This is a genomic window from Idiomarina zobellii, assembly GCF_900100855.1.
Classification (GTDB): domain Bacteria; phylum Pseudomonadota; class Gammaproteobacteria; order Enterobacterales; family Alteromonadaceae; genus Idiomarina; species Idiomarina zobellii.
Genome location: NZ_FNCB01000015.1, coordinates 1 through 16,083, shown reverse-complemented (window position 1 = coordinate 16,083; position 16,083 = coordinate 1). Strand labels below are relative to the sequence as shown.

The 16,083-nt window shown below is 46.6% G+C and carries 18 protein-coding genes; 6 read left to right on the top strand and 12 right to left on the bottom strand.

Annotated elements, in window-relative coordinates:
- Positions 1–41: 41 nt before the first annotated feature.
- The 9 genes from purH to cutA form a co-directional block, all read right to left on the bottom strand.
- Positions 42–1,598: a bifunctional phosphoribosylaminoimidazolecarboxamide formyltransferase/IMP cyclohydrolase gene (purH, locus tag BLT32_RS11000; RefSeq protein ID WP_053954317.1), complete on the bottom strand. Its 1,557-nt coding sequence runs from the start codon at positions 1,596–1,598 to the stop codon at positions 42–44.
- Between the two features lie 73 nt (positions 1,599–1,671).
- Positions 1,672–1,965 (bottom strand): DNA-binding transcriptional regulator Fis, encoded by a 294-nt coding sequence (fis, locus tag BLT32_RS10995; protein ID WP_053954316.1) that lies wholly within the window; start codon positions 1,963–1,965, stop codon positions 1,672–1,674.
- Between the two features lie 7 nt (positions 1,966–1,972).
- Positions 1,973–2,944 carry a tRNA dihydrouridine synthase DusB gene (gene dusB / locus BLT32_RS10990; RefSeq protein WP_053954315.1) on the bottom strand — a complete coding sequence of 324 codons (972 nt, stop codon included), beginning with the start codon at positions 2,942–2,944 and terminating at the stop codon, positions 1,973–1,975.
- Positions 2,945–3,068: 124 nt separating this feature from the next.
- A complete protein-coding gene (gene prmA / locus BLT32_RS10985; protein ID WP_053954314.1) occupies positions 3,069–3,950 on the bottom strand; it encodes a 50S ribosomal protein L11 methyltransferase in 882 nt (293 codons plus the stop codon).
- Positions 3,951–3,954: 4 nt separating this feature from the next.
- On the bottom strand, positions 3,955–5,304 hold the full coding sequence (gene accC / locus BLT32_RS10980; protein ID WP_053954313.1) for an acetyl-CoA carboxylase biotin carboxylase subunit: 1,350 nt from the start codon (positions 5,302–5,304) through the stop codon (positions 3,955–3,957).
- Between the two features lie 20 nt (positions 5,305–5,324).
- On the bottom strand, positions 5,325–5,786 hold the full coding sequence (gene accB, locus BLT32_RS10975) for an acetyl-CoA carboxylase biotin carboxyl carrier protein (RefSeq protein WP_053954312.1): 462 nt from the start codon (positions 5,784–5,786) through the stop codon (positions 5,325–5,327).
- 8 nt (positions 5,787–5,794) lie between these two features.
- Positions 5,795–6,259 carry a type II 3-dehydroquinate dehydratase gene (gene aroQ / locus BLT32_RS10970; protein ID WP_053954311.1) on the bottom strand — a complete coding sequence of 155 codons (465 nt, stop codon included), beginning with the start codon at positions 6,257–6,259 and terminating at the stop codon, positions 5,795–5,797.
- Positions 6,260–6,403: 144 nt separating this feature from the next.
- Complete coding sequence (locus tag BLT32_RS10965; RefSeq protein WP_053954310.1) at positions 6,404–8,113, bottom strand: protein-disulfide reductase DsbD; 1,710 nt, start codon at positions 8,111–8,113, stop codon at positions 6,404–6,406.
- Positions 8,110–8,421 carry a divalent-cation tolerance protein CutA gene (gene cutA, locus BLT32_RS10960; RefSeq protein WP_053954309.1) on the bottom strand — a complete coding sequence of 104 codons (312 nt, stop codon included), beginning with the start codon at positions 8,419–8,421 and terminating at the stop codon, positions 8,110–8,112. Before cutA ends, BLT32_RS10965 begins: the two co-directional genes overlap by 4 nt.
- A 171-nt stretch (positions 8,422–8,592) precedes the next feature.
- Here cutA and BLT32_RS10955 point away from each other — a divergent pair, with 171 nt between their 5' ends.
- From BLT32_RS10955 to BLT32_RS10945, 3 genes are all read left to right on the top strand, one after another.
- Entirely contained in the window at positions 8,593–8,883 is a 291-nt protein-coding gene (locus BLT32_RS10955) for a co-chaperone GroES (RefSeq protein WP_053954308.1), read from the top strand.
- A gap of 51 nt (positions 8,884–8,934) precedes the next feature.
- Entirely contained in the window at positions 8,935–10,581 is a 1,647-nt protein-coding gene (gene groL / locus BLT32_RS10950) for a chaperonin GroEL (RefSeq protein WP_053954307.1), read from the top strand.
- A 116-nt stretch (positions 10,582–10,697) separates the two neighbouring features.
- Entirely contained in the window at positions 10,698–11,198 is a 501-nt protein-coding gene (locus BLT32_RS10945; protein WP_053954306.1) for a DUF3016 domain-containing protein, read from the top strand.
- Here BLT32_RS10945 and BLT32_RS10940 read toward each other — a convergent pair.
- Positions 11,195–11,515 carry a hypothetical protein gene (locus tag BLT32_RS10940; RefSeq protein WP_053954305.1) on the bottom strand — a complete coding sequence of 107 codons (321 nt, stop codon included), beginning with the start codon at positions 11,513–11,515 and terminating at the stop codon, positions 11,195–11,197. The genes BLT32_RS10945 and BLT32_RS10940 overlap by 4 nt on opposite strands.
- Before the next feature lie 13 nt (positions 11,516–11,528).
- Positions 11,529–12,551 carry an EF-P beta-lysylation protein EpmB gene (gene epmB / locus BLT32_RS10935; RefSeq protein ID WP_053954304.1) on the bottom strand — a complete coding sequence of 341 codons (1,023 nt, stop codon included), beginning with the start codon at positions 12,549–12,551 and terminating at the stop codon, positions 11,529–11,531.
- A gap of 106 nt (positions 12,552–12,657) precedes the next feature.
- On the opposite strand from epmB, the gene efp reads away from it, so the two are divergent.
- The 3 genes from efp to BLT32_RS10920 all read left to right on the top strand — a co-directional run bounded on the left by efp (position 12,658) and on the right by BLT32_RS10920 (position 14,745).
- Positions 12,658–13,227: an elongation factor P gene (gene efp, locus BLT32_RS10930; protein ID WP_053954303.1), complete on the top strand. Its 570-nt coding sequence runs from the start codon at positions 12,658–12,660 to the stop codon at positions 13,225–13,227.
- 9 nt (positions 13,228–13,236) lie between these two features.
- A complete protein-coding gene (gene epmA / locus BLT32_RS10925; RefSeq protein ID WP_053954302.1) occupies positions 13,237–14,208 on the top strand; it encodes an EF-P lysine aminoacylase EpmA in 972 nt (323 codons plus the stop codon).
- Positions 14,209–14,349: 141 nt separating this feature from the next.
- On the top strand, positions 14,350–14,745 hold the full coding sequence (locus BLT32_RS10920; protein WP_053954301.1) for a MerC domain-containing protein: 396 nt from the start codon (positions 14,350–14,352) through the stop codon (positions 14,743–14,745).
- A 2-nt stretch (positions 14,746–14,747) separates the two neighbouring features.
- Here the strand turns inward: BLT32_RS10920 and trmA are convergent, their stop codons facing one another.
- A complete protein-coding gene (gene trmA, locus BLT32_RS10915; RefSeq protein WP_053954300.1) occupies positions 14,748–15,851 on the bottom strand; it encodes a tRNA (uridine(54)-C5)-methyltransferase TrmA in 1,104 nt (367 codons plus the stop codon).
- Between the last annotated feature and the right edge of the window lie 232 nt (positions 15,852–16,083).

Sequence of the window (16,083 nt, the reverse complement as noted above, 5' to 3'; positions counted from 1 at the left end):
GAATCGTCGGGGCAGCAAATAACATCACTTATCACTACGCATTAATGGCGGAAATGGCGCATTCCGGTAAAGACCATGGCAATACCGTGCTCGTCTGCGGCCGCTATAATCTCGTTGTCGCGAATAGACCCACCGGGTTGAATAATGGCTTTAATGCCCGCTTCAGCGGCAGCATCGATTCCGTCCCGGAATGGGAAGAATGCGTCAGACGCCATGACTGACCCTTCGACTTGAAGACCTTCATCAGCGGCTTTAATGCCGGCAATTTTTGCACTGTAAACCCGACTCATTTGCCCAGCGCCAACTCCAATGGTCATACCGTCTTTGGCATAAACAATGGCATTTGACTTAACAAACTTAGCCACCTTCCAGCAGAACATTAAGTCAGTCATTTGCTCTTCGGTTGGTTGAACCTTGCTAACGACTTTCAACTCGTCTTCGTTAAAGTCTTTTGTGTCGGTATCTTGTACCAATAAGCCGCCGGTGACTCGCTTATAGTCGAGCTGAGTGCCAGAGTCAGCCCACTGGCCGCACTCAAGCAAACGTACGTTTTTCTTACCGGAGACGGCTTTTTTCGCGGCATCGCTAACGCTTGGCGCAATAATAACTTCGACAAACTGGCGCTCAACAATTGCAGTTGCTGTCGCTTCATCCAGTTCGCGGTTAAACGCAATGATGCCACCAAAAGCTGAGGTTGGATCAGTTTTAAAAGCGCGGTCATAGGCATCATTAATAGACTCTCCAATGGCAACGCCGCAAGGGTTCGCGTGTTTTACAATGACGCACGCAGGCTCTGCGAAACTTTTCACACATTCCAATGCTGCATCGGTATCGGCAATGTTATTAAAAGACAGTGCTTTGCCTTGTAGCTGCTCTGCTGTAGACACGTTACCTTTAGGCGCATTACGCTCAGTGTAGAACGCTGCCGATTGATGCGAGTTTTCACCGTAGCGCAAGTCTTGTTTCTTAGATACTTGCAAGTTCAAGGTGCGCGCAAAGTCATTGTCGCTGAGCTGCAGGCCTAAGTAGTTCGCTATCATACCGTCGTATTGGGCTGTGTGTTCAAACGCAGCAACCGCTAGATCAAAACGGGTGTTGTAGCTGACACTACCGCTGTCATTAATCTCATTTAAAACACGGTCATAGTCAGACGCATTAACTACTATAGTGACATCTTTATGGTTTTTAGCTGCTGCGCGAACCATGGTTGGACCGCCAATATCGATGTTCTCTATGGCGTCTTCTAAAGTACAGCCTTCTTTCGCTACCGTTTCGGCAAATGGGTATAGGTTGACTACTACCATGTCGATAGGCGCAATGTCTTGCTCCTGCATAACGTCCTGATCAATGTCTCGTCGACCTAAAATGCCGCCATGAACTTTCGGATGCAGCGTTTTCACGCGGCCGCCCATAATTTCCGTTTGACCTGTATGCTCAGAGACATCAATAACGGTTAAGCCAGAGTCGCGCAAAAGTTTAGCAGTGCCACCTGTAGAGAGAATTTCAATATTTTTCGCTGCTAACGCCTGAGCAAACTCAACGATGCCTGTTTTATCTGAAACACTGATTAACGCGCGTTGGATAGGACGGTTTTCCATGGTTTTGCCTTTCTGTTCTGAGTTACTTTTTAAGCCATAAAAAAAGGGCGCCAAAAGGCGCCCAAAAATCGTATTAGTTCATGCCGTATTTTTTCAGCTTTTTGCGTAAGGTGCCGCGGTTAATGCCTAGCATGGTCGCGGCGCGGGTTTGATTACCCCGGGTGTAAGTCATGACCTCTTCAAGTAATGGTGCCTCTACTTCTGAAAGCACCAGTTCATACAGCTCTTCTGGGTCCTGACCGTCAAGCTGGCGCAGGAAGCTGTGCAGTGCTTGCTTTACGGAGTCACGCAGCGGCTTAGGCTGAGCGTTGTTTCCGATAGTGGTCAGGGGAGATACATTCTCACGATTAGGGTTTTGATCAAACATAATACGCTTATCTCTTCTCTACAGTGACAAAATAATCTTCAAGTGCCTGGAGTTGCTCGCTGGCGTCTTCCAGACGATTAAATACTTGCCGGAACTCATCGTTGCTGGCTTGTTCTTTTAAGTACCAACCAACATGTTTTCTGGCTATCCGAACACCTTGAAAGCTGCCGTAAAATTGATGCAGCTGTTCAACGTGATTAATCGTTGTTTCCGCGACTTCCGATATTGACGGTGGCGCTAATTCTTCACCGGTTTCCAGGAAATGGCTTATTTCCCTGAATAACCAGGGATTTCCTTGCGCGCCACGTCCTATCATTATTGCGTCAGCACCGGTATAAGCTAAAACCTGTTGTGCTTGCTGTGGTGTACGAACATCACCATTAGCAATGACAGGGATTGAAACCGCTTCCTTTACCGCTCGTATGGTGTCGTATTCGGCTTCGCCTTTGTACATACAGGCTCTTGTTCGACCATGCACTGCGAGCGATTGAATACCACAACGTTCGGCAATTTTTGCTATTTCAATGCCATTTTTATTGTCCCGGTTCCAACCGGTACGGGTTTTTAACGTGACCGGAACATCGACAGCTGAAACCACGGCTGTCAGTATCTCTTCAACAAGCTCCGGGTATTGCATCAGCGCAGAGCCTGCCATTTTTTTATTCACTTTCTTCGCTGGGCAGCCCATATTGATGTCAATAATTTGAGCGCCCATATCGACATTCACTTTGGCCGCTTCTGCCATTAAAGAAGGCTCGGAGCCTGCAATTTGCACGGCGCGAATACCTAATTCACCCGAGTGGTCCATGCGTTGCCTGGATTTCCCGGTTTTCCACACTTTCGGGTTACTGGACAGCATTTCAGACACTGTCAAACCTGCCCCTTTGCTGTAACACAGCTGACGAAAGGGCTGATCAGTAACTCCGGCCATGGGAGCTAGAATGACCTGATTGTCGAGTTGATATGGACCAATCCGCATCGGTTAAAAACTACTCAGCGAAAGGGGAGAGAATTTTATGGAATTTGCGCAATAAAGAAAAGGCTATTTATTACGCAATTTGATTCTTTTTTTAACTTTTTACTATTGACAAAGCGAACGCTTGTTAACCAACTCGAGTACCGCTGAGCATTGCCCAGTCGCCGTCTATGACGGGCGTGTCGAATTTTATGTCAGGCTGGTAGGCTTGTATTACATCGCTGACTTGACGTTCCAAAATTCCGGAAAGTACGAGCTGACCACCGGGTTTAACAAATGCCAGTATGGTGTCCGACAACTCTCTGAGTGGTCCGGCGAGCACGTTGGCTAGGACTAAGTCGACCTGTGTTAGTGGTTGCTCGCTTGGCAGGAATACGTCGAATTTGCTGCTGACACCATTACGCTCCGCATTGTCTTTAGTGGCGATAAGTGCCTGTTGGTCAATGTCGATACCAATAGCGTGCTTCGCATCAAACAAGAGTGCGGCAATACCCAAAATACCGGAGCCACAGCCAAAGTCTAAGGTGGTCTTATCTTTTGGTGGGTTAGCGTCAAGCCATCGCAAGCACATAGCTGTCGTTGGATGCGTACCGGTACCAAACGCCATGCCTGGATCAAGCAAGATATTTACTGCTGACGGGTCAGGAATATCGCGCCAGCTAGGGCAAATCCAAAGGCGCTCGCCAAACTGGATAGGGTGGAAGTTATCCATCCACTCACGTTCCCAGTCCTTGTCTTCAAGCGCATCGGTTTTGTATTGAAGCGGGGTCGGTAAAATCGACGACTTTTCCAAATTCGTGACAACGGACTTAATGTCGGCTTCGGCGTCAAACAATCCCGTTACTAGAGTGTTTTGCCATAATGTCACTTCGCCCGGTCTGGGTTCAAAAATAGGTGTGTCGGCGCCGTCACGGTAGGTGACCGCTTGAGCGCCATTGCCCATGAGCATGTCGCCGACACGCGGCGCATGCTCTTCACTACTGGAGAGGGTGAGTTGTATCCAGGCCATTCTGTTAATGACCGCCCATACCGAGCTTTTTCTCTAAGTAGTGAATGTTGGTACCACCATGCTGGAAGTTTTCATCCGCCATGATGCTTTTTTGCAGAGGTACGTTGGTTTTAATGTTCTCAATAATGAGCTCACTCAACGCATTGCGCATACGTGCTATAGCAATATCGCGGTTTTCGCCGTAGGTAATGAGCTTACCAATCATTGAGTCATAATTAGGTGGCACTTTGTAGTCTGCATAAACATGAGAGTCCCAGCGAACACCAAAGCCGCCCGGAGGGTGGAATCGTGTGATTTGTCCTGGTGACGGCACAAAGGTGTCAGGGTCTTCTGCGTTAATTCGGCACTCTACAGCATGTCCACGAATAACAACGTCTTCCTGGCTGATAGAAAGCTGTCGGCCAGCAGCAATGCGAAGCTGCTCTTTAATAAGGTCGATACCGGTAACCATTTCGGTGACTGGGTGCTCCACCTGAATACGGGTGTTCATTTCAATGAAGTAGAATTCGCCGTTTTCATATAAGAACTCAAAAGTACCAGCACCGCGATAGCCAATTTCTATACAGGCCTTGGCACAGCGCTCACCAATGAACTTACGCATTTCTGGCGTAATACCTGGGGCTGGCGCTTCTTCGACCACTTTCTGGTGGCGACGCTGCATAGAGCAGTCTCGCTCGCCTAAATGAATAGCGTTGCCCTGGCCGTCGGCGAGAACCTGAACCTCTACGTGGCGAGGGTTTTCCAGGAACTTCTCCATATAAACAACGGGGTTCCCGAAAGCCGCTCTTGCTTCATTCTGAGTCATACTAATGGCGCTTAGTAACTCGCTTTCTTGACGCACAACGCGCATACCGCGGCCACCGCCGCCGCCTGCCGCTTTGATAATAATTGGGTAACCAATGCGCTTGGCGAGTTTAATATTGCGCTCATCATTGTCGTCCAGAGGACCGTCTGACCCTGGAACACAAGGAACCCCGGCTTTTTTCATGGCTTTTATCGCCGAGACTTTATCGCCCATCAGGCGGATAACATCGGCAGTAGGGCCAACGAAAACAAACCCCGATTGTTCAACTTGCTCAGCGAAGTCTGCATTTTCAGCAAGGAAGCCGTAACCTGGGTGAATGGCGGCTGAGTCGGTAATTTCTGCAGCGCTAATAATTCTGGGTATGTTCAAATAGCTTTCATTCGCCGGTGCTTTACCAATACAAATGGCTTCATCAGCAAGCAGTACGTGCTTTAAATTTCTGTCGACCGTCGAGTGAACCGCAACCGTTTTAATGCCAAGCTCTTTACAAGCTCGCAAAATTCTCAGTGCAATTTCGCCGCGGTTGGCTATGACCACTTTATCTAACATGACAAATTCCTGCGGTTACTTTATTCGATAACAAATAGTGGCTGATCAAACTCAACTGGCTCTTCGTTCTCGACCAGAATTTGTTTCACAACACCGGACTTGTCTGCTTCAATTTGATTCATCATTTTCATTGCTTCAACGATGCACAGTGTTTCGCCGGCGTTGACTTGTGAACCCACAGTGACAAATGGCTTAGCATCAGGTGAAGGCGCTTCGTAGAACGTTCCCACCATGGGTGAGCGAACGATATGACCGGATATTTCTTCACTGGGTGCTTCAGCACTATCGGCAGCAGCTGGTGCTGACTGAGCTTGAGGCGCCGCTTGAGGTGCTGGTTGCGGAGCGTACTGAACGGGCGCTGGTGCAGCCTGAGCGCTGTATCGGTTAATACGAACTGACTCTTCACCCTCGGTGATTTCTAACTCAGCCACGCCTGACTCTTCAACCAGTTCAATCAATTTCTTAATTTTACGAATGTCCATGCTAACGCTTACCTTTCAATGTCGTTGTTATTTAAATGCTGTAAAGCGGCCTTCAAAGCGTACTCATAACCTGAAGGTCCTAAGCCGCAAATAACGCCGGTTGCGGCGTCCGCTAAATACGAGTGATGCCGGAATGACTCACGGCGATAAATATTGGAAATGTGTACTTCAATAAATGGAATAGCAGTGGCTAATAGCGCGTCTCTTATTGCAACGCTGGTGTGAGCGTAAGCCGCAGGATTGATGATGATGTAATCAACGTCAGATTCTGCTGCTTGCTGTATCCAGTCAACCAATTGGTGCTCCGCGTTTGACTGCTTAAAGGTCAGTTCCGCGCTCTCTGCTTTAGCGATACTGTTTAAGTTCTGCTGAATATCAGTGAGTGTTTTATGACCATAAATAGAGGGTTCCCGCGAGCCTAGCAGGTTAAGATTCGGGCCATTTAGCACTAATATATGAGAAGGTTTCGCCATTATGCCGCCATCTGCTTCGAAATCACTGAAAACTAACTATTGTAGACAGCAACTTCTAATGTGAGTTCTTATTTTCCGTATTATAGGCAAAAATGACAGGAATGCAGCACATTACTGGTCTTATCAGAGCATTTAGGCGCAAAATTACTCATTTAGCATCTTCTCAAGATGCGCGTTAAAGTCTTCGGCGTCTTTAAAGCCAGTTACGCGGTACATTTTTTGTTCTTCACCCTTGGGTGAAAAGAACAAAATGGTTGGCAGACCCAGCACTTTGTAGTGATTCAGTATAGCGATGTCCTGCTTATTGTTGGCGGTAACGTCAGCTTGTATCAAATGCATACTTTCAAAGTGTTTTTGTACGTTGGCGTCAGAAAAGGTGTACTGCTCAAACTCTTTACAGGCAACACACCAGTCAGCGTATAAATCCAGCATGACCCATTTATCGCTCTCGGTTATCTCGCGCTGAATGTCTTCAAGAGTACTCACTTGCTTAAATAAGCCATGACTTTGCTGTTCCAATTGCGCTTTATTCACTTGCCAGTAGATACCAACGGTTGCCAGGCTCGATAAAATGACTAATAAAACAACGGTCGGTTTAACTGAAGTAATTCGACTAATGGCGGCAATTAACGCTCCGGCGGCAATCACAAAGTAGAATACCCAGAGCCACATACTTATATGGGTTGGTAGTAAACGCTCGATTAAGAACAGCGTGACAGCAAGCAGTAGCCAGCCAAAAACCTGTTTCACAACGGTCATCCAGGCGCCGGCTTTAGGCAGCAGCTTACCGCCACTGAGACCGAACAAAATAAGAGGAACACCCATGCCTAAACTTAACGCATAGAGTATTGCCGCTCCGTTAATGATATCGCCTGATTGTGCAATAAAGAGTAAAGCGCCGGAAAGAGGTGCCGTTGTGCAGGGAGAGGCCACTAATCCGGAGATGGCGCCGATAATGAATACACCTAAGGGGCTACCTCCTTTTTGTTGGCCGCTAAACTGCTGCAATCGAGACTGCCAGCTAATGGGAAGCTGTAAGGTAAATGCGCCAAACATGCTGAACGCGAACGCGGTGAACAATACTGCTAAAACAATGAGAACGACAGGGTGCTGGAAATAGGCTTGGTATTGCATGCCTGCGAGCGCAACGACTAGGCCTAATAACGAATAGGTGATAGCCATACCTTGCACATAAATAAAGGACAGCCATAACGTATTACGCCAGGTGCGCTGACGGTTTCCCAGGACAACGCCCGACAGAATCGGATACATAGGGAAGACACAAGGGGTAAATGCTAAACCGATACCTAAGGCAAAGAACAGAAGAAGAGTCACCACAAGTGACTGCTCGCCAATACCGAATAACGACTCGTCGGAACGTGTTTCGTTTGCTGTACTGGCGTCAGCTTCGGCGCTAACGTCAAGCGTTATGGTTTTCTGGGTCGGTGGGTAACATAGCCCCGCATCAGCACAGCCTTGATACTGAATGGTAATTTGTTGGCCGGAGTAGTCTTCGCTTAGCTCGAAGGTAAGCTCTGCATACTCTCGGTAAATAAAAGACTCGCCGAAAAATTCGTCGTGATGAGACTCTGCTTCAGGGAAGTTTAACTCACTAGCTAAGGCGTTCTTTGGAACCACCGAAAAGCGGTGTTGATACAAATAGTAGTTTGGCGCAATTAACCAACTGACAGTTACTGTTTTGCCATCAACGTCGCTGCTAAAGTCAAAGGCTTCATCGACCGGTAAAAACTCTTGGTTATTACTGGCGAATGGACTCTGTGTCGCGGTAGCGGGTAATGTCGCTGCGACTATCAATAATAAAGCTAGAGTTACCTGGAACAGCGATTTTATCATTTTACGGTATCCTGAACCCATTGTAGGTAATCGGGTAAGCCGTCGGTAACATCGACACTGATAAGCTCTGGTGAATCGTACGGGTGTATCTTCATTATTGCTTCTTTGAGAGCCTTAGACATGTCGTCAGTGGTCTTAATAAGTAGCAGCCATTCTTGATCGTGCTGAATTTCGTTATTCCAATGATACACCGAGGTAATGCCCGGGATGATATTAACGCAGGCGGCCAATTGCTGTTCCACAATCGATGCGGCTAACTCATTAGCGGACGACTGACTATCGGTTGTGCAATAGAAGAGTTTGACCATGGAAACACCTGTATCATTGCGTTATTCAATTGAGCAGCAAAATTACCATAAAAAATTTTTATCTGCCCCCTTGATAAGACAAAAATTTCCCCCATTTATTGAGCACAACGTTTTTAACACGCCCCAAAGGGGTATTTACCACTAACAACATAGGTTGAGGAGTTATCACCAATGAAACTTCGTCCTTTACACGATCGAGTCATTATCAAACGCATCGAAGTCGAAGCTAAATCGGCAGGCGGCATTGTTCTGACTGGTTCTGCGGCAGAAAAATCTACACGCGGTGAAGTCGTCGCTGTAGGTAATGGCCGTATTTTGGATAACGGTGAAGTGCGTGCGCTGGACGTAAAAGCCGGCGACAAGGTTCTGTTCAACGAAGGTTACGGTGTAAAAACCGAGAAAATCGACGGTGAAGAGTACCTGATCATGAGCGAAAGCGACATTTTGGCTATCGAAGAATAAGCCAAACCCTAACGCATAAATCGTTAAACCGCATTTGAGAGGAAAGCAAACATGGCAGCTAAAGAAGTTAAGTTTGGTAACACAGCGCGTCAAAAAATGCTGAAAGGCGTCAACGTACTGGCTGACGCAGTAAAAGTAACCTTAGGCCCTAAAGGTCGTAACGTTGTTTTAGATAAGTCATTCGGTGCGCCGAACATCACTAAAGATGGTGTGTCAGTTGCAAAAGAAATCGAGCTGGAAGATAAGTTCGAGAACATGGGCGCACAAATGGTCAAAGAAGTGGCGTCTAAAGCAAATGACGAAGCTGGTGACGGTACAACTACTGCGACCGTATTGGCGCAAGCTATCGTAAACGAAGGTTTAAAAGCGGTAGCTGCGGGCATGAACCCAATGGATCTAAAACGTGGTATCGACAAAGCGGTTATCGCTGCCGTTGAAGAGCTGAAGAAAATTTCTCAGCCATGTGCTGACAGCAAAGCGATTGCCCAGGTAGGTACTATTTCTGCGAACTCAGACCATACTATCGGTCAAATCATCGCTGAAGCGATGGACAAAGTTGGTCAGGAAGGCGTTATCACCGTTGAAGAAGGTCAGGCACTGACTGACGAGCTGGATGTTGTTGAAGGTATGCAGTTCGACCGTGGTTACCTGTCTCCTTACTTCATTAACAATCAGGAAAGCGGTTCAGTTGAACTGGATAACCCATTCATCCTGTTGGTTGACAAGAAAATCTCTAACATCCGTGAATTACTGCCGGTATTAGAAGGTGTTTCTAAAGCAGGTAAACCATTGCTGATCATCGCTGAAGACGTTGAAGGCGAAGCGTTGGCAACCTTGGTTGTAAACAACATGCGCGGCATTGTTAAAGTTGCAGCCGTTAAAGCGCCTGGTTTCGGTGACCGTCGTAAAGCAATGCTGCAGGACATCGCTGTATTGACAGGTGGTACTGTTGTTTCTGAAGAAATCGGCATGGAGTTGGAGAAAACTCAGCTGGAAGACTTAGGTACAGCGAAGCGCATTGTTATCACTAAAGATAACACCACTGTTGTTGACGGTAATGGCGACGACGCCGCTATCGAAGGCCGTGTAACGCAAATCAAACAGCAAATGGAAGAAACCACTTCTGACTACGACCGCGAAAAACTGCAAGAACGTCTGGCTAAGTTAGCTGGTGGTGTTGCGGTCATTAAAGTAGGTGCTGCGACCGAAGTTGAGATGAAAGAGAAGAAAGCACGCGTTGAAGACGCGTTGCACGCGACTCGCGCTGCGGTTGAAGAAGGCGTTGTCCCAGGTGGTGGTGTTGCACTGGTTCGTGCAGCAAGCAAACTGGGTGAATTACGCGGCGACAACGAAGAACAGAACGTCGGTATTCGTTTAGCATTGCGTGCAATGGAGGCGCCACTGCGTCAAATCGCAACCAACGCTGGTGCAGAAGCTTCTGTTGTTGCTAACAACGTACGTGACGGCGAAGGTAACTACGGTTACAACGCGGGTAACGATACGTACGGCGATATGCTGGAAATGGGTATTTTGGATCCAACCAAAGTGACTCGTTCAGCGCTGCAGTTTGCTTCTTCAGTAGGTGCGTTAATGATTACTACCGAAGCTATGATTGCTGACATCCCACAAGATGACAATGCTGGCGGAATGCCTGGCGGCGACATGGGTGGCATGGGCGGAATGGGCGGCATGATGTAATACGCGCTTAAACGCCTGAAAAAGGGAGCCTGCACTGGCTCCCTTTTTTTATGGAATTTTTTTAGCATTGCGTACTCTAAGGCTGTATAAGCAAAGCGTATGATGGAGGAATAAGCATGCGTATTCGTAGTTTAGTGGTATTAATGGCTATCTCCTTTAGTGCTTTTTCCTTTGCTGGAGAAGCCGAAGTGAAATGGGAAGGTGTTGATAAGTATACTGACTTTAAACCGGCTAACAGCAACGAAGAGCGTTATCAGGAAAAAGTGAAAGAGCAGTTGACTGAGCATATTCATCAGTTAGCCGGTGAGCTACCTGATGGACAAAAGCTGCATATGGTTGTAACCAATGTCGACTTAACCGGCCGTTTGGAGCCAACGTTTGGGCGGTCAACGTCTAATTATGTGCGTATCGTTCGTGAAATAGACTTTCCACGCATCAGCTTTAATTATCAGCTAACGGACAGTAGCGGCGAAGTGATAAAAGAAGGCCAGGAGAAGTTAAAGAACATGGGCTTTAACTATGACAGCCTGGCTTCGGTAAAACGTCGTGACGATTTGTATTTTGAAAAAGAAATGTTAACCCGCTGGTTCAACGAAACCTTGGGCGAAAAAAGTTAACCGGCCTGGCGAATACTTTTAAGCCGCGCCAGAGTTTCAGTCATAAGCTGCAGTTGCTGAACCAGTAGCTGCAGTAGCTCTTCATCACTTTGGTTTTGTTTCCAGGCTTCAAAGTTTTCAGTGATCTCATTTAAGTAAGGCTGAAACTTATTGCCCTTACTTTTGAAAATTGTCTGCTCGGCAAACACTCCCTGGAACTTGGCCTTACCCTGTTGACGCATATCATCTAGATATTGATCGGCATCGACGACCTGTCTATAGAGAACTTGCAGGTGCTCCTGAATTTTCTGTTCAACACTGTCAAAGCTGTCGCTCATGAATCATCCTTCATTATGTTGTTAAGCCATCGGGCATTATGGCTGTTTTACTGGGTTTGCGAGCTTGCTCCCGAACAAGCTTAGGAACTAAAAAGCCGGGTAACTGTTGCGTCATGTCCAGCCATAGTTGTTGGGCTTTGTCGTCACTCACTTCAAAATGGCTGGCGCCTTCAACTTTATCCAGCTGGTGCAGATAATAGGGTAACACGTTTGCACGAAAGAGCGTTTCACTCAGGCGGCAAAGTGCATCAGAACTATCGTTAACTCCTCTTAGCAAAACGCTTTGATTCAGCAGGTGTATGCCGGCGTTATGCCATTTCTTTAAAGCAGCGGACAAATCATTAGAAATCTCGTTCGCGTGATTCGCGTGTATAACTAACACGACTTGTAATCGGCTTTGGGTTAAAGACGTTAATAGCCCGTCAGTCAGCCTGGACGGAATAACCACGGGCAGCCGGCTGTGAATGCGTAAACGAGTCAGCTGAGGTAAAGCTTCTAGCTCCCGCACGAGTTTATGCAGCCGCTCGTCTTTCGCCATTAGTGGGTCACCGCCACTTAAAATCACCTCGTTAACTTCTGGATTCTGTTTTATGTAGTCTAGCGTGTCATCAATTTGCCGCTGACTAATGGTTAACTCGTCATAGGGAAAGTGCCGGCGAAAACAATAGCGGCAATTAACGGCACATCCGCCTTGCAGGATTAATAAAACCCGTCCGTGATATTTATGCAGCAGACCATTAGCCGGAGAGCTTTGCTCGTCGAGCGGATCTTTATGGAACCCCGGTTCGACTCTAAATTCGTCTACAAGAGGAAGTACCTGCCGCAGCAAAGGGTCATTAGGGTCGCCAATGTTCATTTGTTGAACGAAGGGGCGTGGCACTCGCATGGAGAATAGTTGCCGTGCTTTAATATCGTCAGCATACGCGCTGTCGTCCAGCTGCAAGGCTGATAGCAAGTCTTCAGGTCGGGTATATGACTTTTTTAATTCGTAGAGCCAATCAGCTCGTGGACTGACGGACACTGAATTTTCGGTCATGCGACCTCCCTATACTCAACAAAGTTCGTATTTTACCTGAAAATAAAGTCATTTTGTTTTATTATTGCGCGCAAATAATGATGGTTTAAGCAAGGAAAATGTCGTTATGGCAAATTACAGTACAAGTGAATTCAAAGGTGGTTTAAAAATCATGCAAGACGGCGAGCCATGCTCGATCGTCGAAAATGAGATGGTTAAGCCTGGTAAAGGTCAAGCATTTAACCGCGTAAAAATCCGTAAGTTAATTAGCGGAAAAGTGGTAGAGAAAACCTTTAAGTCGGGCGAGTCAGTTGAGGGTGCTGACGTTATCGAGCTTGAGTTATCTTATTTATACAACGACGGTGAGTTCTGGCACTTCATGAACAATGAAACGTTTGAACAGGTGCCTGCTGACGCTAAGGCTGTTGGCGATGCGGAAAAATGGTTGGTTGAACAGGACGTGTGCACATTGATTTTATGGGAAGGAAAGCCAATCAGTGTACAGCCACCAAACTTTGTTGAATTGGAAATTACCGAAACAGACCCGGGCTTAAAAGGCGATACCGCGGGAACAGGTGGTAAACCGGCAACATTAAGCACTGGTGCCGTTGTTCGAGTGCCGTTGTTCGTGCAAATTGGTGAAGTGATCAAAGTGGATACGCGCTCTGGCGAATACGTTTCACGCGTTCAGAAGTAAGTTTGAATAATGAGCTGGCGCCCTGACGCAAGTTGGAGCATGCTGCAACAGCGGGCTGACCTATTTAAGTCAGTGCGCCAGTTTTTTGAAAATCGTGGTGTGACTGAAGTCGATACCCACTTACTTTCCCAGTATGGTGTTACTGACGTCCATCTAAAAAACCTGTCTACCGAGTTTAGTCAGCCTCTTCCGTCTGGTACAAACACCCTCTATTTACAAACCTCGCCTGAATTTGCAATGAAGCGGCTTGTCGCAGCTTACCAACAAGACATTTACCAGCTCAGTCATGTGGTTCGGGACGATGAAGTTGGTCGGTATCATAATCCTGAGTTTACTTTACTCGAGTGGTACCGTATTGGCTTTGACGATAACGCGCTTATTAATGAAGTCTCTCAGTTGTTGTCGGAAACCTGCGGCGCTCCGCCGATCGTTGAGCGTAGCTACCAACAGTGTTTTCTGGAGACGCTAAAGTTGGATCCTTTGACGCCGGACGGCATTGAGGGCATAAGACAACATTTAGAGAGCGTTCCTGCGCTGACTGACTGGATGCAAAAAGAAACTGATGCGTCCACTATATTACAAGTAGCTTTCTCGGAATGTATTGAACCAACTTTTACTAAAAACGTGCCGCAATGTGTAACGCGCTTTCCTGTAGAACAAGCTGCACTAGCTCGAGTGGATGAGTCTGACCCACGAGTCGCAAAACGGTTTGAGGTTTATTATCAAGGTGTCGAGCTTGCCAATGGTTATCACGAATTGACCGATGCTGTTGAGCAGACAAGGCGCTTTCAAGACGACAATCGACACCGAGTGACAAACAAGCAGCCGCAGATGGCGGCGGACAAGCGACTAATTTCAGCTTTGGAATCCGGTTTACCCGACTGTGCCGGTGTCGCTTTAGGTTTCGATAGGCTCCTAATGATAAAATCCGGTGCCAAGCACATTAGCGAAGTGCTTCCTTTCACGACTAACAACGCCTAAAAACCAGCAATAACTCTGTCTTAAATCAAAATTTAGATGATCTGTCTTGGATAATAAACGCGTATGTTATAATATAACACGTCAGTTAGATGATGAGTTCAATAAATTCATTCAGTAATAAAGAGTAAGGCAGAACGTTTTATGCAGGCTAATACGCCCCAAAACTTAGACAAAGCAGGAATCTGGATTACCACATTATGTGCTATCCACTGCCTATTGCTGCCTCTTATCTTGCCATTATTAGCGATGGCGGGTTTAGCATTCATCGGTGAAGATGCGCTTGAAAATACCATTCTTGGCCTGAGTGTATTTGTTGGGCTTTGGTCATTAGTCAGTGGCGCTCGCAAACACGGTAACTGGAATCTGTTAACGCTCCTACTGTTAGGTGCGGCTATTTATTCACAGCGAGACGTGCTTGGTCATTGGGGTGAACCCGTCATTATTCTATTTGGCGCAGGCTTGATAATATACGCTCACGTATCAAACTTACGCCTTATTAAAAAGTTGGCTTTTACCTCTTCTCAGCAACCGCTGTAAAGCTAGTCAGTTTTAGCCTTAAGTACGACCCCCGTTTCTACATGATCAGTATATGGAAATTGATCAAACATAGCGGCGGCAATAATCTCATGAGTTTCCGTTAAATAATCTAAGTTCTCTGCTAATGTATCTGGGTTGCAGGAAATGTAGATAATTCTGGAATAAGCCGACACCATTTTCAGTGTTTCAGTATCAAGCCCGGCGCGAGGCGGATCAACCAACACGGTTTTGCAGTCAAAGCTTTTAATGTCAGCCTCATCAGCGCGACGAGATGACCGCTCACCATTTAGCGCTTCAGTAAACTCTTCAGCAGACATACGAACAATGGTGACGTTTTCAATGTTATTCAGCTCAGCACTTCTCCGGGCAGACGCTACCGAGCTTTTACTAATTTCCGTGGCTAAGACTCGCTGGAAGTTTTCTGCTAAAGGTAGGGTGAAGTTGCCGTTACCGCAGTACAGCTCTAATAAGTCGTGGTCATTTTGCCCAATATGCTGTTTGACCCAACCAATCATCGCTTCGTTAATTCTTGCATTGGGCTGGGTAAAGCTATTTTCGGTTTGAATCGATTGGTAGGTTTTATTTCCGACATTGACGTGCTCGATGACACTGTCGTCAAACAAAACGCGTTTTTGCTTACGAGCACGACCAATAATATTAATATCCGCCAACTCTTTAAATTCTTCACGTAAAGCTGTGGCTTCTTTTTCCCATTCGTCATCCAGGGGGCGATGATAAAGCAAAGAGATAACTGCTTGGTTCGTTGTGGTTGTAAGAAAGTCGACTTGAAAAAGCTTGTTCCTGAGTATTGGATTAGGTTTTAGCTTTTCTATTAGTTGTTTCATTAGGCGATTAATTAACTCGCTACCCGGTAAAAATTCGCCCATTCGGATTTTTTCCCGCGTTTCCGGGTTGAACATGATGTAATAGAGAGCATCGCCCTCATGCCAAACACGAAACTCAGCACGCATACGGTAGTGTTTCCTGGGTGACTCGAAAGTATCTAATTGCTGTACCCCAAATTTCGACAATTTCTTTATTAAACTTTCTTCTTTGTGTCGGAACTGCTCTGGGTAGTTTGTTGTATCAATCTTTTTGTACGTCATAGTATCCGCTGTTGCGTAAGTTTCGTTTATTCCCCTATTTTACGCACCGAAACTATTAACTACCAAGTTTTGCTCAGATTTAACGCATAAAATGTTAACTCTTGATTACATTTGAACGAATACTGAACGGTCGAGAGAAAAACAGTTAAAAAGGCATAAAAAGCGCTTGACGGTGCGAGTTAAATCTCTAAAATGCGCTCCACGTTCGAGGCAGGCAACGAAGCCGCCGAAA

Excerpts from the sequence above, each read along its gene's own strand:
- fis (WP_053954316.1), bottom strand. The coding sequence starts at position 1,965 with ATGTTTGATCAAAACCCTAATCGTGAGAATGTATCTCCCCTGACCACT.
- epmA (WP_053954302.1), top strand. The coding sequence starts at position 13,237 with ATGAGCTGGCGCCCTGACGCAAGTTGGAGCATGCTGCAACAGCGGGCT.
- BLT32_RS10955 (WP_053954308.1), top strand. The coding sequence starts at position 8,593 with ATGAAACTTCGTCCTTTACACGATCGAGTCATTATCAAACGCATCGAA.
- groL (WP_053954307.1), top strand. The coding sequence starts at position 8,935 with ATGGCAGCTAAAGAAGTTAAGTTTGGTAACACAGCGCGTCAAAAAATG.
- cutA (WP_053954309.1), bottom strand. The coding sequence starts at position 8,421 with ATGGTCAAACTCTTCTATTGCACAACCGATAGTCAGTCGTCCGCTAAT.
- BLT32_RS10965 (WP_053954310.1), bottom strand. The coding sequence starts at position 8,113 with ATGATAAAATCGCTGTTCCAGGTAACTCTAGCTTTATTATTGATAGTC.
- BLT32_RS10940 (WP_053954305.1), bottom strand. The coding sequence starts at position 11,515 with ATGAGCGACAGCTTTGACAGTGTTGAACAGAAAATTCAGGAGCACCTG.
- prmA (WP_053954314.1), bottom strand. The coding sequence starts at position 3,950 with ATGGCCTGGATACAACTCACCCTCTCCAGTAGTGAAGAGCATGCGCCG.
- accC (WP_053954313.1), bottom strand. The coding sequence starts at position 5,304 with ATGTTAGATAAAGTGGTCATAGCCAACCGCGGCGAAATTGCACTGAGA.
- epmB (WP_053954304.1), bottom strand. The coding sequence starts at position 12,551 with ATGACCGAAAATTCAGTGTCCGTCAGTCCACGAGCTGATTGGCTCTAC.
- BLT32_RS10920 (WP_053954301.1), top strand. The coding sequence starts at position 14,350 with ATGCAGGCTAATACGCCCCAAAACTTAGACAAAGCAGGAATCTGGATT.
- aroQ (WP_053954311.1), bottom strand. The coding sequence starts at position 6,259 with ATGGCGAAACCTTCTCATATATTAGTGCTAAATGGCCCGAATCTTAAC.
- accB (WP_053954312.1), bottom strand. The coding sequence starts at position 5,786 with ATGGACATTCGTAAAATTAAGAAATTGATTGAACTGGTTGAAGAGTCA.
- purH (WP_053954317.1), bottom strand. The coding sequence starts at position 1,598 with ATGGAAAACCGTCCTATCCAACGCGCGTTAATCAGTGTTTCAGATAAA.
- BLT32_RS10945 (WP_053954306.1), top strand. The coding sequence starts at position 10,698 with ATGCGTATTCGTAGTTTAGTGGTATTAATGGCTATCTCCTTTAGTGCT.
- dusB (WP_053954315.1), bottom strand. The coding sequence starts at position 2,944 with ATGCGGATTGGTCCATATCAACTCGACAATCAGGTCATTCTAGCTCCC.
- efp (WP_053954303.1), top strand. The coding sequence starts at position 12,658 with ATGGCAAATTACAGTACAAGTGAATTCAAAGGTGGTTTAAAAATCATG.
- trmA (WP_053954300.1), bottom strand. The coding sequence starts at position 15,851 with ATGACGTACAAAAAGATTGATACAACAAACTACCCAGAGCAGTTCCGA.